This is a genomic window from Paraprevotella xylaniphila YIT 11841 (genome assembly GCF_000205165.1).
Classification (GTDB): domain Bacteria; phylum Bacteroidota; class Bacteroidia; order Bacteroidales; family Bacteroidaceae; genus Paraprevotella; species Paraprevotella xylaniphila.
Genome location: NZ_GL883869.1, coordinates 61953 through 77622, shown reverse-complemented (window position 1 = coordinate 77622; position 15670 = coordinate 61953). Strand labels below are relative to the sequence as shown.

General features: G+C 51.6%; 7 protein-coding genes. 6 read left to right on the top strand and 1 reads right to left on the bottom strand.

Annotated elements, in window-relative coordinates:
* Window positions 1-205: 205 nt before the first annotated feature.
* Entirely contained in the window at window positions 206-1825 is a 1620-nt protein-coding gene (locus HMPREF9442_RS11050; RefSeq protein ID WP_008628525.1) for a glycoside hydrolase family protein, read from the top strand.
* A 376-nt stretch (window positions 1826-2201) separates the two neighbouring features.
* Window positions 2202-3809 (top strand): hypothetical protein, encoded by a 1608-nt coding sequence (locus HMPREF9442_RS11045; protein WP_008628521.1) that lies wholly within the window; start codon window positions 2202-2204, stop codon window positions 3807-3809.
* 590 nt (window positions 3810-4399) lie between these two features.
* On the opposite strand, the gene HMPREF9442_RS11035 is transcribed toward HMPREF9442_RS11045, so the two are convergent.
* The gene (locus tag HMPREF9442_RS11035) at window positions 4400-7186 is read right to left on the bottom strand and encodes a two-component regulator propeller domain-containing protein (RefSeq protein WP_253271105.1); all 2787 of its coding nucleotides are present in this window, start codon (window positions 7184-7186) and stop codon (window positions 4400-4402) included.
* Between the two features lie 422 nt (window positions 7187-7608).
* Between HMPREF9442_RS11035 and HMPREF9442_RS11030 the strand changes: the two genes are divergently transcribed.
* Genes HMPREF9442_RS11030 through HMPREF9442_RS11015 form a run of 4 tightly spaced genes read left to right on the top strand, consistent with a single transcriptional unit; the run spans window position 7609 to window position 15636 of the window.
* Window positions 7609-8133, top strand: coding sequence for an RNA polymerase sigma factor (locus HMPREF9442_RS11030; protein WP_040602998.1), 525 nt, complete (start codon window positions 7609-7611; stop codon window positions 8131-8133).
* A gap of 46 nt (window positions 8134-8179) precedes the next feature.
* Window positions 8180-10468: a hypothetical protein gene (locus HMPREF9442_RS11025; protein WP_008628517.1), complete on the top strand. Its 2289-nt coding sequence runs from the start codon at window positions 8180-8182 to the stop codon at window positions 10466-10468.
* A 34-nt stretch (window positions 10469-10502) separates the two neighbouring features.
* Window positions 10503-14198 carry a LamG-like jellyroll fold domain-containing protein gene (locus HMPREF9442_RS11020; RefSeq protein WP_008628516.1) on the top strand — a complete coding sequence of 1232 codons (3696 nt, stop codon included), beginning with the start codon at window positions 10503-10505 and terminating at the stop codon, window positions 14196-14198.
* Window positions 14185-15636, top strand: coding sequence for a glycosyl hydrolase family 28 protein (locus HMPREF9442_RS11015; RefSeq protein WP_008628507.1), 1452 nt, complete (start codon window positions 14185-14187; stop codon window positions 15634-15636). The genes HMPREF9442_RS11020 and HMPREF9442_RS11015 overlap by 14 nt, the downstream gene beginning before the upstream one ends.
* Window positions 15637-15670 lie beyond the last annotated feature (34 nt).

Here is a 15670-nt window from a genome sequence, read left to right as displayed (position 1 = left end):
ATTTCAAACAGGAAAATTTAAACAAGCTCTTAGAAAAATAAGATAAAGATTGGTCGTTCGTATCGTATATTCGTATATATGATTATAGGGATGCCGGTTGTGTGGGGAGAAAAATGCTTTTTTGTCCTATTCTTGTTGGGGATTGTCCTATCATGATAAGACGCAAATGCGGTATCTTTGCCGTAGAATAAAAACTAAGGTACGAATGAAAAGACTCTTTATGCTCTCTTTGGCCGTTGCGTTCGGTTGGGGAGCCCGTGCACAAGTGACGGAACGGGAGCGTCCGTCCGATTGGAAATACTTAGTGGAAGGTGCCCGTTTTATGGACCGTTTGCAACCGATGAAAGGCGAAGTCCTGTCGGCCGACGTATGGGGAGCGGACAGTGTCCGTCCCCGTCTGGTGGATAATGGGATTGAATTGGCCGGAACGTCTTTTTGGGGTGGAAACATCTTGCGGGAGCCTGACGGGAAATACCATCTGTTTGTTTGCGGATGGCCGGAAAACTCACCTAAAGGCCACATGTTCTGGCCTAACTCTACGGTATACCATGCCGTGGGCGAACGTTTGGAGGGCCCGTATACCGTGCGCGACACGATAGGCAAAGGACACAATCCCGAAGCGTTCCGGCTGGCGGATGGCCGCGTGGTGGTCTATGTCATTGACGGGTATTATATTGCCCCTTCCGTGAAAGGGCCGTGGCAGTACCGAAGATTCACTTTCAATACGCGTAACCGCAACATCGTGGAAGGCTTGTCCAACCTGACTTTTGCCCGTAGGCCGGACGGTTCCTACCTGATGGTGTGCCGGGGCGGAGGCGTGTGGGTCAGCCGTGATGGCCTTGCTCCTTACGAACAGTTGTCAGACCGTAGCGTATATCCTCCGGTGGAGGGACGGTTTGAAGACCCGGTGGTATGGCGCGATTCCCTGCAATATCATCTGATTGTCAACGATTGGTTGGGACGCATCGCCTATTACCAACGTTCCAAGGACGGGTTGCATTGGGTGACGGAACAAGGCGAAGCCTACGTGCCTGGCGTGTCCGTGCATCCGGACGGACGGGTGGAGCATTGGTTCAAGTACGAGCGTCCCAAGGTGTTTCAGGACGAGGCGGGGCGTGCCGTGCAGATGAACTTTGCGGTAATCGACACCATAAAATGGGAAGACCAACCGAACGATAACCATAGTTCCAAGAATATTTGCATTCCGTTGAATCCGGGATTGCGCTTGGAAGTGCTTAACAAGGAACCTATTACGGCAGGCACGAAGGCCATAGAGGTGAGGATACGGGCGGAACAGGGATTCAACCCGCAAAAAGACATAGACGTGAGGTCCTTGCGTTTCGGGTCGTTTACCGAAGTCAATTTCGGCCGGGGCAGCAAGGTGGTCCGTACCCGTAAGGAAGGGAAGGATTTGATTGCGGTGTTCGATGGGGCGGGGAGCGGCATCGGGCCGGATGAGTTCGCGCCCAAATTGTTAGGACGCGGCAAGAAGGGCGGTTTGCTTTACGGCTATGCTTCCTTGCCTTACGTGGATTACCGTCCGGCCATGCTTTCGGCGGCTTATCCCATGTATGACAAAGAACGGCAGGCTTTGATTCTGGAAGTGAAGAACTATGGCTTGTCGGCTTCCCGTCCGTCCCGTGTGGCGGTGCAGGCTGACGGACGTACGTTGGCTGAAGGCGAAGTCGGGAAACTGTTGCCTTATGGTGTGCAGGAACTGCGGATGAAAACGGCATTTGCCCCTACGGCAAAAGAATTGTCCACATTGACGGTCGTGTTTTATACCGACGGGCAGGAGACGCGGCGTGACATTTTAAGGTATTAACGAATCAAACGATATTATGAACGTATTACCGGAATATTTGTGTGCCCTGTTTCTTTGAAGTTGGTGTCTGTCATTGGGCGTGGCCCGTGCTTCCCGTGAAGTGCTGAACCTCAATCCGGATTGGAAATGTCTGTCCGGAGGCCATTCCGGGGCTGAGCAACCGGCTTACGGTGGCAGGGCGTGGGAGTCTATCAGTCTGTTTAGTATTATTTAACTGGTTGGAATAAGTCTTTTGTGGTTCTCGAACGTATTTAAGATAAAGATGAGTTGGTTTTTTCATGCACTTATTCATCGAAATTAGGTTAACAGTTAGTTTGAGGATTGGTTTTGCGTGGGGTAAGAAGGTTGTTTCTTCAGGAAAAAATGCGTGGGAACAATGAAAAGACAAATTTTATTATTAGGATTAGTTTTGATGGTATGCCGGGGGTGGGCGGCCGAATGGCAATGGTCGGTGCCCATACCCGGCATTGTTTCTGATGAGACCGGTGGGCATCCGAGGGCATTCCTTTACATCCCGGACGATTGCCATCGGGTGAAAGCCGTCATGGTGGGCAACCACAACATGTGTGAAGAGACGTTGTTTGAGAATGTGTCTTTCCGCCGCTCCATCCGGGGCATGGGACTGGCTTTGGTTTGGGTCACGCCCGGATGGGACCAAGTGTGGAATGCGGATAAGGGTACACCGGAAGCGTATTGGCGTATGTTGGAAGATTTGGCTGAGGTCAGCGGATATGCGGAACTGTCGTATGTGCCCGTCGTGCCCATCGGCCATTCCGCCATGGCTACTTTCCCTTGGAATTTTGCCGCGTGGCATCCGGAGCGTACGTTGGCTGTGGTGTCTTACCACGGCGATGCCCCGCGCACGAACCTGACCGGCTACGGGCGCGAAAACATAGAGTGGGGACGTACGAGGAATATCGACGGCATCCCCGGCCTGATGGTAGAGGGAGAGTATGAATGGTGGGAGGCCCGTGTCAATCCGGCCTTGGCATTCCGCATGATGTATCCCGAAAGTTGCATTTCGTTTTTGTGCGATGCCGGTCGCGGCCATTTCGATGTGTCGGACCGTACGGCGGAATATATCGCCTTGTTCGTGAAGAAGGCCATGCAGGCGCGTCTGCCGGAGGATGCTCCGGAAGGCCGTGCGCCGGAGTTGAAGAAAGTGCGTCCCGAGGACGGGTGGTTGGCGGAACGTTGGCATCCCGTGCAGCTGCATCGGGCCAAGGCCGCCCCTTTTGCGAAATACAAGGGCGACGTGCATGATGCGTTCTGGTATTTCGACCGTGAGATGGCGGAACTTACGGAAGCCCGTTATGCAGAGGAACGTGGGAAGGAACTGCTGTATCTGGGCGTGGAGCAGCAAGGGCGTCTGGTAGGTTACGACCCGAAGCACCATGTCAAGGCCAATCCGCGTTTCACGCCGGAGGCAGACGGGGTGACATTCCGCTTGCGGCCCGTTTTCACCGATAGCCTCCGTAGCAAGGTGGTGCGTCCGGACGTGAAAGGGCATCCTTATATCGAACGAATTTGCGGCCCGGTGAAAGTGGTGGACGATACGACATTCAAGGTGGATTTCTACCGCATGGGCACAGGCAATGTGAAGCGTACGGCAGAGATGTGTCTTGTGGCTTGTTACGATGGGGACGACCGCCATAAGAGTGTGGTGCAGGAACTCACCATCCGCATTCCTTATCCCCTTAAAGAGGGTAAACGGCAATGTTTGCTCTTTCCCGGTCTGGAAGATGTCGGGGTGGGGACGGATGCGGTGTCGCTCAAGGCCGTTTCGGATTGCGGCCTTCCTGTGTCTTATTATGTGAAGGAGGGACCTGCCGAAGTGGAAGGTTCTACCTTGCGTCTGACCCGTATCCCGCCCCGTGCCAAGTTCCCGGTGAAGGTGACGGCGGTGGCCTGGCAATACGGCTTGCCCGGGCAGGTACAGACGGCCGAACCTGTGGAGCGCAGCTTTTATGTCCTCCGCCGTTGACGGATAGAGGGGAGTACAAGGACTATAGACTCGTTGTATTTGCCTATGTGTCATACGATTGTATGTTTTTGAATCAAAATGTAAGTGAAATGAAGATTTCAGGAAGCCGGGAAATAGAAATAACTTCTCTGAAAATTGTGTTTCGTGAATAATTATACGTAATATATGCAGGAAAACGCCTTTTATTCCGGAAAAATGCGAATTTCTTTCAGGCGAATGAAAAATCGTTTGGCGCAAAGCGGCAAATCATTCGGCGCAGAATGACGGGTGTGCCTTTGCCTTTTGGTGTTTGGGGAGGCTGAAAACGCCCGAAAGTATGGCTTTTTGAGGTGGAAAAACTCTATTTGGTTCGTAAAAACATGGATAGACGAAGTGCCAAAATGTACTTCCGTTGCATCTTGTCTGCGGAAGTTTCTTGTGAACCGTATTGCATGGGCCGGTAAACAAGTCCATAAGGAACGTAAAGGGCAAATTTTGCTTTCTTCTTGACTTTTTCAATCTTCACGAGAATCCGTTATTTCCGGTTCGTCTTACGGAAAAGTGGAAATCACGGATTCTCGTGAGGCAAGGATTTACTTTTTGACATATTGTCAGTCCATTCCGGTTTGCTTGTCTTTTGACGCTTTCGCTTTGTTTTTAGATGGGCGTTCAGCTTCTTTCTTTTGCAGCCACTCTGTGGGCGTGCAATGTTCGAACTTCTTGAAGGTGGCAAAAAAAGTGGAACGTTTGAAGCCACAGGCTTCAGCGATGGCCGACACTGTGTACTGGCTGTTCTTCTCGTCTGTCACGCGGCGTTTGAATTCCTCCACTCGGTAAAGGTTGATGAAGTCGAAGAAAGTCTGTTTCAAATGTTGGTTTAGCATTTGTGACAGTTTGGCCGGAGTCGTATCTGCCATAGAGGCCAGTTCCGTGAGGCGCAGGTTGGGGTTGGTATACGGCCTTTCCTGCTCCATGCATTCCTTGATTTTTTTATAGATGGTTTTGTGTTCATTGTGGTTCATTTTGGATTTTTGGTACAAAGCCTGTGCCCGTGCTTCTTCGTACTCCTTTTTCTTCTGTTCGTCCCGTTCCTTTTGCATCCTGATTGCCCGGGAGGCTGCGATGGCCATGTCCATTTGATGTTTGCGGGAAAAGGCCTGTTTGATCCTCATGCGTTTGGTCTTGAGGACGTGGAACTGCCATGTCGCGAGGAGCAACAAGATGAACAGCAAGGTTTCCAGATAGAACAGAATGGAGGGACGCACGGAGATTTGCCATGTCGTAGCGGTCTCCTCGTGTCCGGCTAACCTGATTTTCAAGTCATGGTTGCCTAAGGATAGTCTGTTGAACAAGATGTTTTCCCCTTCCGCATAAGAACGGAAATCGCTTCCGTCTATCGAATATTCATAATACCGGCCTTGCGGATGCCCGTAGTTGAGCAAGAGGGGGACGATAGCCAATGTTTGGCTGCGGAAATTCCAACCTAATCTAATTTTATACTGTGTGGATTGTAGGTGGAAATCTGACGGCGACAACGGCAAGCCGTCTACCGTGGCTTCGTTTAGTATCACTTTTCCTCTGGTCGGGCGTGTGAGCAATGTCTGGTCTTTTCGGGGAATGTAGATAAGCCCTTCGGTACAGCCAAACCAGAATGTGCCGTCTGGTGTTTCTTGGAATTCGTTCCGATTGAATTTCAGTGAAGGGAGGTTATCGGTCTCGTTGAACTGGCGGTAGTGTTTCAAATCCTTTTCAAACAGGAAGAGGCCTCGGTCGGTACCAATCCAATATTTTCCCTGCCGGTTTTCCGTGACGAAGAAGATGTTGCCGACCTGTATGCGGTCGTAAAGGTCCAATGTGGTATATTCGCTCAGGTCCGATTTGGTGCGGAAAACGGAAGTCTCCGACATGGCCAATATGTCACCGTTGCGGCAAAGGTTGAAAGTCAGGTTAGCTTCGTTATTAAAATAGTTTTTAGGAAAATCTCTGGCTTGGATAGTTTGTGTAAGCGGGTCATAAATAGCCAGTTTGTCTATGCAGCCTATCCAACCTTTGCCGGTAAGGTCGAACTGTATGTCGCAGATGTATCCGTCCGGTAGTTCCGAGTTGCGGCTATGGAAGTGCTTGACGATGTTGAAATCCGTGTCGAGCACAAAAATTCCCATATTGCTGCATGCGAAGAGTAACCGGTTTTGTAAAGGCTCGATGCGACTGAAATTACCGCTTCTCAGTTTTTCGTCCTGATCCAAATGGTGCAGTTCCAAAGTTTTCGGATTGAGGGTGCATAATCCTTTTTCATAGGTGGCGATGACGAAATGTCCGCCGAAGTATTGGATATTGGTCACGATGCGTCCGCCGAGTTGTTCGGGAGTGAAATAGTGGACGATGTCCCGTGATTCCGAGATAAACCACAGTCCTTCTCTTGTGCCTATGGCTTTGTCTCCGTCGTGTATGCAAAAACTTCGTACGGTAAGCTTTCCGGTGTCGAAGTTCTTGTACCGGTAAATCTGGAAAACCGGTTGTCGGTAATAGTTGTAGCATGCACCGTCTTGGGCAAAGCCGAACCAGTTGATACCGAGTTCCGCATCGTGCCAGAAAGTATAGACGGCATTGGCCGGAAGAGGGTAGTCTGGAGTGTCTGTACGGAAAGTCCGTACGATTTGGTTCGTATGGGTGTCTATGATATAGGCTCCGTTGCCATCGGTAGAGACATAGAGCTGGCTTTTGCCATCGGAATAGAGGTCGTAAATGACCGGGCAGTCCATATTGATATAGGGACGGAATGAAGCTGTAGCCGGGTCGAAGGCAAACAAACCGTTGTTGTTTGTTCCTATGAATAGGCGTTCACCCACGCGGCAGATATTACGAAGGTATCCAGTGAATAGTTTGGGGTCTGCTTCAAACGTTTTCAGGGTCTTTTGCCGTAGGTTCAGGTGAATCAGGCGCTCGTTGCTGCAAAGCCATGCTCCTCCTTTGCCGTCGTCTGTGATGTCATTGATGCTATTTCCTTTGGAAATGATGTTGTTTCCGATTTTGATGGTTTCTGCTTTTTCTGGATTTTCGTATTGCCACAAGCCGTTTCTTGCTCCGATGAGAAGTGTGTGCCCCACTTTTCCGAATCCGTTGACATAATTGATTTGAGGACAGATATGTTCACAGGTTTGCAATGGTTGGTTGACGAGATAAAGTCCTTTGCGTGTACCGAACAGGATTTCTCCCTTTTCAGTTTCCACAATGTCTGTCACGGCATTGAACGGTTTTGGGCAGTCTATATGAAAATGTGTAAACGAACGGCCGTCGAACCGACAGATGCCGTTGAACGTACCGAACCACATCATTCCTTGGCTGTCTTTAAATATTTTGTATACCGTATAATTGGGCAAACCATCTAAATCCGTCATATAATGTATGTGATGGGGGATATTCGCCATTAATGGAATACACTTATGATACGGGAGGATGGTGGCAAAAACAAATATCAATAGATAGGTTCGGAAAACTTTCATGAATCGATTTATTTCGTTAACGTCTGCAAATTTATATTTTTAGGCGCAGGATTGCAAGTTTTGGCCTTGCAAATTAGGTGGAAAAGGCTTGAAAAAGTGGTGTTCCCCGCATGGAAGCTCATATCTGCAAGTCCGTCCAATTTTTACAGACTGCTGATTGGGGGGGGTAAATATTTGTGTTTCAGTATATTATATAGTTATTAGTCTGATGAAATCTCAATAAACGCCATGAAAAGGACAAGGGGTTGTTTTTTGATTTTCCAATCCATAATTTTGCGATGTCCAAAAGGCGAATAAATATTAAAACACATAATATCATGAAAGAGCTGAACGAAATTCCTAAAAAAGAGTTGGTGGCAGAAGCTTATGCCCTTTATCGCGAAAAGCTAGTGGCTTATGCTTATAAACGTATCCATGACATGGAGGATGCCGAAGATGCCGTGCAGGACGCATTCATCCGAATCCTGAATATGGGGGACATGGTGTGTGCCGCTACCATCCGTAATCTTGCGTTTACGGTCGTCCAGAACATTTTGGTCGACCGGCTGAGGGGACGGGTGAGAAAAGCTGAGGCCTATTCGTATATGTATGACTTCCGGTCGGAAGCCTCGGACGAGATGGAGCAGAAAATACATGCCCAAAGTCTGGTGGAGAACGAACATGTACGGATGAAGGCATTGCCATTGGCTTGCCGGAACGTGTATTACCTGAACCGTTTCAGGGAGAAGTCGGCCGAGGAGATTGCACAGCAACTCCATGTCAGCCGCCGCACGGTACAGGCGCAAATACAGAAAGGCCGTATGTTGGTTAGGGCTTATCTTAAAGCTGTCGGGGAATATTGAATCCTGAGTATGTTTTTGTATTTTTACCTTAAAAAAGAAAAGAGCCATGGATATATTGAGATTTTGTTGGTGTGCCGTGTGGGTGATAGGAACAGTGAATATATGGGGAGCACGTGTGGCCGGAGTTTGGGACGAGATTGTCTTCGGGCAGCCGTCTTCCGAGCGGCGGCACGGTTTTTCCGGCACGGCAACCGAGATTGTCAGAGGAGGGATGGAAGAACCGGCCCGTGTGTTGTTGCCTGTGCCCGGCGAACGAGTGGAGGGTGGTAATATGACCTTCACGATGGAAGTGGATCCGGAGCGGCAAAATTACTTCACCGCCCGTTTTTGGGGTTCCGACAGTGGGAACAGCAATCTGTTGATATTGTTTTGCGAGGGAAAGCAGGTGGGCTACCGCCATTTGGGCGACTACGACGTGTTGGATATCGCCAATGAGGATTTGCCGCGTCCGGGACATTTCACTTATACCACCGTGCCCTTGCCGCTCAGCATGACGAAAGGGAAGAAGAAAATAGAATTGAGCATCCGCTCCACCGGACGTATCGCACGTTACGGAAATTCTTTCGACGCGTACCAGAAAGTAATGGAGAAACCGTCGAAGGCCATTTATAAAGGGTATACCCATACAGAGGCCTGTTTCCGGCCTTCCAAGAAAGAAATTCGGGAATTCGAGCAGGGAGAGCGCCGGGTGCGTACGGCACCGGGTGAAGAAGTCATGGAGGAAGTCAGGCAATTTGTGAACCGCCAGATATCCGGCTATATGAAGAAAACGGAAATCGATCAGGAAACTGCAGCCCTTTTGGCATACGCTTACCACGAACCTTGGACGGTGGCTTACCGGAACAAAGCCGTGGCGGAGCTGGTCATCCGTACGGCCGACCAATATTATGAACGTTTTGCCCGTGAACCCAAATCGGTTTACGACGGTTCATGGCTGACAGTTGGTCCCCTGTGCGAGGCTTTGAATGTATTCTTGCCGGAGATTCGTGAAGTGTGGGACGGGAAAATGGCCAACGGGCGTACGCGGAGGGAAAACTGGACGGACATGTTTGCCGCGTGTGTGGACTATGCCAAGACACATCGCCGTTCGTACACCAATCAAAGCATGATTGTGGATTTACATCTGTATAACGTGAACCGTATGTTGGCTGTTTTTGCACCGGAAAAGGCTCTGCCTGTCTGGCAAGCCCTGGCGTTCATTTATGAATCCATGGGCATAGCCCCATGGTCGGGCAGCTTGTCGGCCGACGGGCAGCCTACGTGGCCGTTGGGGAAGGCGTATTACCAGTTCTCACCGGACGGACTGAGCAAGGAATTAGGCTACGTGGGCGGCTATGGTGAAATACTGAACTGGATGGTGCATCTTTATGAGGCTACGGGTGAACGCGGCCTGACGGACACTCGTGACCCCTTGGTTCGTGCCCAGATGTTGAAAATCCTGCATGCGCGGAGCCATTTCCGTTATCCCACGCCAGATAATGAGGGATATGCCGCCATGCGTGGCGAATCGGTCATCGGTTGGCGTGACCATGGCTATTATCCGGCAGGCATCACTTACGGTGAGCGCGGCTACCATCGCGAGGGCACGCCCATCATGGCTGCGGCCGCCACGTTGGATCCAGAAGCGGTGGCATACGCCCAACAAATGATGGAGGACAACCAGTTCTTTGCCGTGGTCAAGGAGAAGATGAAAGACCGAGGATTGAATTCCACCTATACGCTCTTGCGTTTGCCGGGCGAATATGAGCTGATTATGAAACAGCCGCGCCGTGAAGGACGTCTGCCCATGTCGGAAGGCATGCCGGACGTGCTGTTTTCGGACGAGGAAGTAGGCGTGGTGGCGTTGAAGAACGGGGATGAAATCCTATACACATCTTTGTATTGGCGGGCCAATTTCGCGGTGAACTTCTTGGCGCGTGTACACTACATCACTCCAGAATGCGACCGTGTGGCCACCGTGTTCGAAGACATCCGGTATACACCGAGCGGATATACCTACACCCGTCCCGAACGGAACAATCTCTTTTTCTCTCCCGCACGGAATTTCTATCCCGAGGTAAAGTCGGCTCATACCGGTGAGCAGCTTCCGATAGCGAGGATACCCGATGGTGTGGAGTTTAAGCCCGGACAGGAAAGCGTCTATGCCGGAAAGGGGGATTTCTATACCTTGCGTTACGGTAAATATCTGATAGCCATGAACTGTACCCGTGACCGGACATTCGAGGTGGCGGTCCCGACGGAGGGACGGGTACATACCTTCCCCGGAAAAGAAGTCGTAAGGGATAAGGTCTTGACAGTACAGCCACGTTCGACAACGGTACTGATAGTGGAATAATCAAAAGGTTGATATTAAATTAAATTTTACTATAATGAAGAAGACAGGAATTTGTATCGTGATATGTATGTTCGTGGGGTATGGCTTTTCGCAGACTTTGCAAGCCCCTTTCGTACATCCGGGGTTGAACCATTCCCGTGCCGATTTGGACCGGATGAAAGAGAAAGTCCTGGCCAAGGAGCACCCTTGGATTGCGGGTTGGGATTCCTTGTGCAATTTCCGGGATTCCCGTGCAGATTTCAAAGCCAGTCCGAAACCTACTTTAGGAGGGTCTGACGGTACGCGGCAAAGGGCGGAACGCGATGCGAAGGCGGCCTATTACAACATGTTGCGTTGGTATGTGACCGGAGATGAGTCGCATGCCCGTTGTGCCGTGGACATATTGAACGATTGGTCGAACAGCATAAAAAGCGTGGTGACGGGAGAATTGTTCATGTTGCCGGTAGCGGCTTTTATGAAAGCTGCCGACCTCGTCCGGTTGTATCCCGGATGGGAGCAGGAAGATCGGGAGCGTTTTGAAAAAATGGCCCGTGATTATTTCTATCCGGCTTGCCGGGATTTCTTGGGCACGCCGGGATCTTGGCCCGGATGGGACGGCCCGGCCAACACGTGCTGCCTTTACATCGGAGTGTATCTTGATGATGCCGAAATGGTGAACAGTGCCATCGACTATTATAAAAACGGGGCAAGCGGAGGCAGTATCAACCAAGGTATTGTCTTTGACGGCCAACCTACGGAAATGGGACGTGACCAACCCCATGCAGTGATTGGACTTGATTTTTATGCAGACCTCTGCCAGACGTTGTGGAATCAGGGAGTGGATATGTTTTCCTATCAGGACAACCTGTTGCTGAAAGGTTTTGAATATTATGCCAAGTTCAATCTCGAACATCCCGTAGATTGGGAACCTATCGTATACCAAGGGCATAAATTTTACTATCCTGCGCCGTCCAGCGGGAATCCCGGTTCCATGCCGAACAACCGCATATTGGCAAATGAACTGGTATATCACCATTATGTAGACCGGAAAGGGCTTGATGCCCCTTGGTTGCGCACGATGATGAAACTGAAAAACGTGGACGTGCTGTACGGTTTGATGTACACTTGTTCCGATACGACCACGGCGTATGTGCCTTGTCCCGTACCTCCCGTGCCGGAAGGGCTGGAAGCGCAGGGAGGGTTGCACCGGATTGCTTTGGATTGGAAGCCGGCAGGTGGAGATGTGGCAAATGGTTACGACATACAACGTTCCATGTCGCCGGACGGTGGTTTTGAAACCATAGGAAGTTGGTCGGGCAATGCCACTTCGGAGTATGCCGATACAGCCATCGTTCCGGGAAAGACTTATTATTACCGTGTGCGGGCCAAGAACCAGTCTGGTGAGAGCGGTTGGACGGCTCCCGTGAGTGCTACGGCGGAACAAGGAACTACCACATTATTTCCGGCCGGATGGACGCAGAGGGATATTGACAAGGAAGACTGGATGATAGACGGGGTGACAAAGTATGCTCCGGTAAACGGTAACACTTTCGTGGTAACCGGTTCCGGACGGGATATATACAGGCCGGACCATCCGGAAGGTAATTTCACATACTCGGCGGTTAGCGGTGATTTTGAATTAGTGGCCAGGATGTTTTCGGGCGAACAGTTCGGAAACAAAGAGAAATTCGGGCTTGTGGTACGGGAGAACACTACGACATCTTCCCAAAAAGTCATGTTGTGGGTAGGCGATGCCGGAACGCGGCAAACCCATTTCATTTGGCGAGGTACGTCCGACGGTGGCGGATGGATAGACGGAAGCGACCACACATGGATGCCGTTTTGGTTCAAACTGGTGCGCAAGGGCGATAAGTTTGAAGCATACGTTTCCGATTACGGAACGGTCTGGCACCAGATTGGGGCGGCGGACATCCCGTTCCCGACGGATTGTTTGGCCGGAATATGGGTCTGCGGCGGTGGCGGCCGCCCGGAGGGCTATACCGTAAGTTTCGACCATGTGTCCTTGACGGCTGCCGGTACGGCCTTGCCGCCCATGCCGGAGAATTTGAAAGTGGAAACATCGGGCAGCACGGCCTTGAAACTGTCTTGGAGCACCCAAGGCCATGTGTCGGCTTATAAACTGTGCCGCGCCACATCGCCTGACGGGCCGTTTGTCACGTTGGCCACCAATTTGTCCGAACCTTCGTATGTGGACGACGGTCTGGAGCCTGCCACCACCTATTATTATAAGGTATGGTCTTCCAATGCTGCCGGTGAGAGTAATGGGTGTGCAGAAGGTTCCGCTTCCACATCCGCCTTGTCTTTGCCTTCCGCTCCTTCAGGAGTAGAGGCTTTTGCGGGTAACGGTTTCGTGGGACTGTCGTGGGAGGCTACTGGCGAGCGTACGGCCTATTACCAAGTGCGGCGCGGTACTTCCTTTGGAGGACCCTATACTTTGATGGGGCGTGCGATGGACTGCCGTTTTACGGACCACAAAGTGGACAACGGCCAGATGTATTATTATGTGGTGTCGGCCGTGAATGCCGTAGGCGAGGGCAAAGCTTCCGACGAGGCAAAAGCCTATCCCCAGGTGGGCCGTTGCCAGTACTGGCCGTTGGACGAAGGCTCCGGAACGGAGGCCACGGACGTGTGGAACGGTGGTGTGGCGCAGTTGGCGGGTAATGCCGTGTACGAAGGCGGCAAGTTCCATTCCGGTGTGCGCCTGAATGGCGGCCACCTGTCCTTTCCTTCCGGTTGGGCATCGGGTTGGAAGGATTTCAGCCTGTCGCTTTGGGTGCGCCCCGAGCGTGTGGAGAATTGGGCACGTATTGTGGACTGCAACCGGGGCACGGACAATAATTTCTTTTTGACGGTCCAAGCCGCGCAGACCGGTTTCTTGCGTTATGCCATCACCCAGGGCGGTAATTCGGATGAGCAGCAAATCAACACGAATTTTAAAATGAAAGCCGGAGCGTGGACGCACATCGTGCTGACGCAAAAGGGGAGCACGGGAATCCTCTATGCCAATGGGGTGGAGGTGGGCCGGAATGAGAACCTGACCTTGTCGCCGTCTTCCTTGGGAGCGACCGCGCAAAATTTCATCGGCCGTTCGGCTTATGCTGCCGACCCTTCTCTTCTCGGTTGGGTGGACGACGTTCGCGTGTACGATTGTGCCTTGGATGCCGGTCAGGTTTCGGCTTTATATGGAGCCGCCACGCAGGCCATCATTTTTGGGGAGTTGGCAGAATGCAAGGTGGGCGATGAAGCTTTCACGCCTCCGGTATCCTCCACTTCCGGTCTTTCCGTGGCTTTAAAGAGTTCAGCTCCTTCCGTGGTTGAAGTGGTGGACGGTCACGGTCTTTTACCTTTGTCGGTGGGCCGTTCCGAAATCACGGCGTTGCAAACGGGCAATCTGCTTTATGCCTCCGCGCTTCCCGTAGTCCGTACGCAGGTCGTGATTGAGGGAAGCGGTGTGGAAAGTATGGCACAAGCCGGAGCGGAATGGTGTGCGGAAGTTTCCGGTGGCAGGCTTACGGTCCGCTTCTCGTCAGTTCCTGCCCGTAATACGGTTGTCGGCCTGTATTCGCTGTCCGGTACATTGGTCGGTACGGTCGGGGTTTCCGGAGGTTTGGAATGCGGTATGCCGGTCGGTCAAATGTCTTCCGGTGTATATCTGTTGAAGGTATCCGACGGAGAACATACGGGTGTGCGTAAAATCATATTAAACAAAGAGACAAATGGGAAAATGTAAAATGGCCATCTTGTTGTGCCTGATGGCTTGGACGGTGCAGGCACAAATACGGGTGAGTGAATGGCCCGAAGGAAAAGAAGGGCTGAAACGGAATCCGGATTACGAGGTGTACGTAAAGCCTCTTGCAGGCAGTGACAGTGAGTGGAGGCAAGTTCCGAATCTGGATTGCGAAGTGGATGTGCGGAAAGTCCGTCACGCTTCTTTTGCCGAATTCGAGATGGGTGGGCCAGTGGCGGTGAAGGTCAGGAACTGCCGTGCCGATGCTTTGGGCGCAGACGGCCGGATGGCAGTGAAGGTGAAACCGGCTTCACGGGGCATTGTGGCCCGGCAGGTGGACGAGCGTACGGTGGAGTTCGCCTTGCAGCGTCCGGAATTCCTGAGTGTGGAATTCAACGGCGAGCGGAAACAGAACCTGCATGTCTTTGCCAATGCCATGCTTACGGAAACCTATACAGGCGATGAACCGGGCACTATCAACTGGACGGCTCCAAACGCGCAGGACATATTCATGCAGGACGCACGGCTGATTTATTTCGGACCGGGCGTGCATAAGCCCAAGGATTTGCCTAGCGGGGAAATCAAGATACCGAGCCATACGACCGTTTATCTGGCACCGGGCGCGGTGGTCCGCGCACGGCTTATTGTAGACCGTGCCGAGGATGTGCGCATCATCGGGCGGGGCATCATTGCCCATCCGTTGCGCGGCATCGAAATCACCTATTCCAAGGACGTATTGGTGGACGGTGTGACCGTATTGAACCCACAGCATTATACGGTATATGGCGGACAGTCGGAAAACATCACCATCCGTAACCTCAAGTCTTTTTCTGCCCGTCCTTGGAGCGACGGCATAGACCTGATGTGTTGCCGGCATGTGAAAATCCACAACGTGTTCCTGCGTAATTCGGACGACTGCATTGCCCTTTACAACCACCGTTGGTGGTATTGGGGAGGAAGTAGTGACTTTGACATTTCGAGGGCCACTCTGTGGTGCGACTGGGCGCATCCGGTCAATATCGGGACGCATGGCGACGACCGTAGCGAGACCGGCGAGACATTGGAAAACGTGCGCATACATGATTGCGACATCCTTTTCCATGCAGGCGACGGCATGCTTACCATCGGTTGCGGTGACAAGAATACCATCCGCGATGTGACGTATGATTCCATTCGCATAGAAGACGTGCCGAAAGCCCGCTTGTTCGAGATGCGCGTGGATTACAGTGAAAAGTATAACCGTGCGCCGGGCAACCGTGTCGAAAATGTCCGTTTCCGCAATATTTCGGTGACGGCCCCGGAGGGGAATATCAATCCTAGCCTGATCATAGACTACGACAAACAGAGGAGCGTAGGAGGGTACACGTTGGAGAATGTGACGGTGAACGGCCGTCCGTTCCGTCCGGAAACAGATGTGGTACGCACGATGACGGTGAAATGAAATGTTGATTTTTTAAATTATTTGTAAACCAATA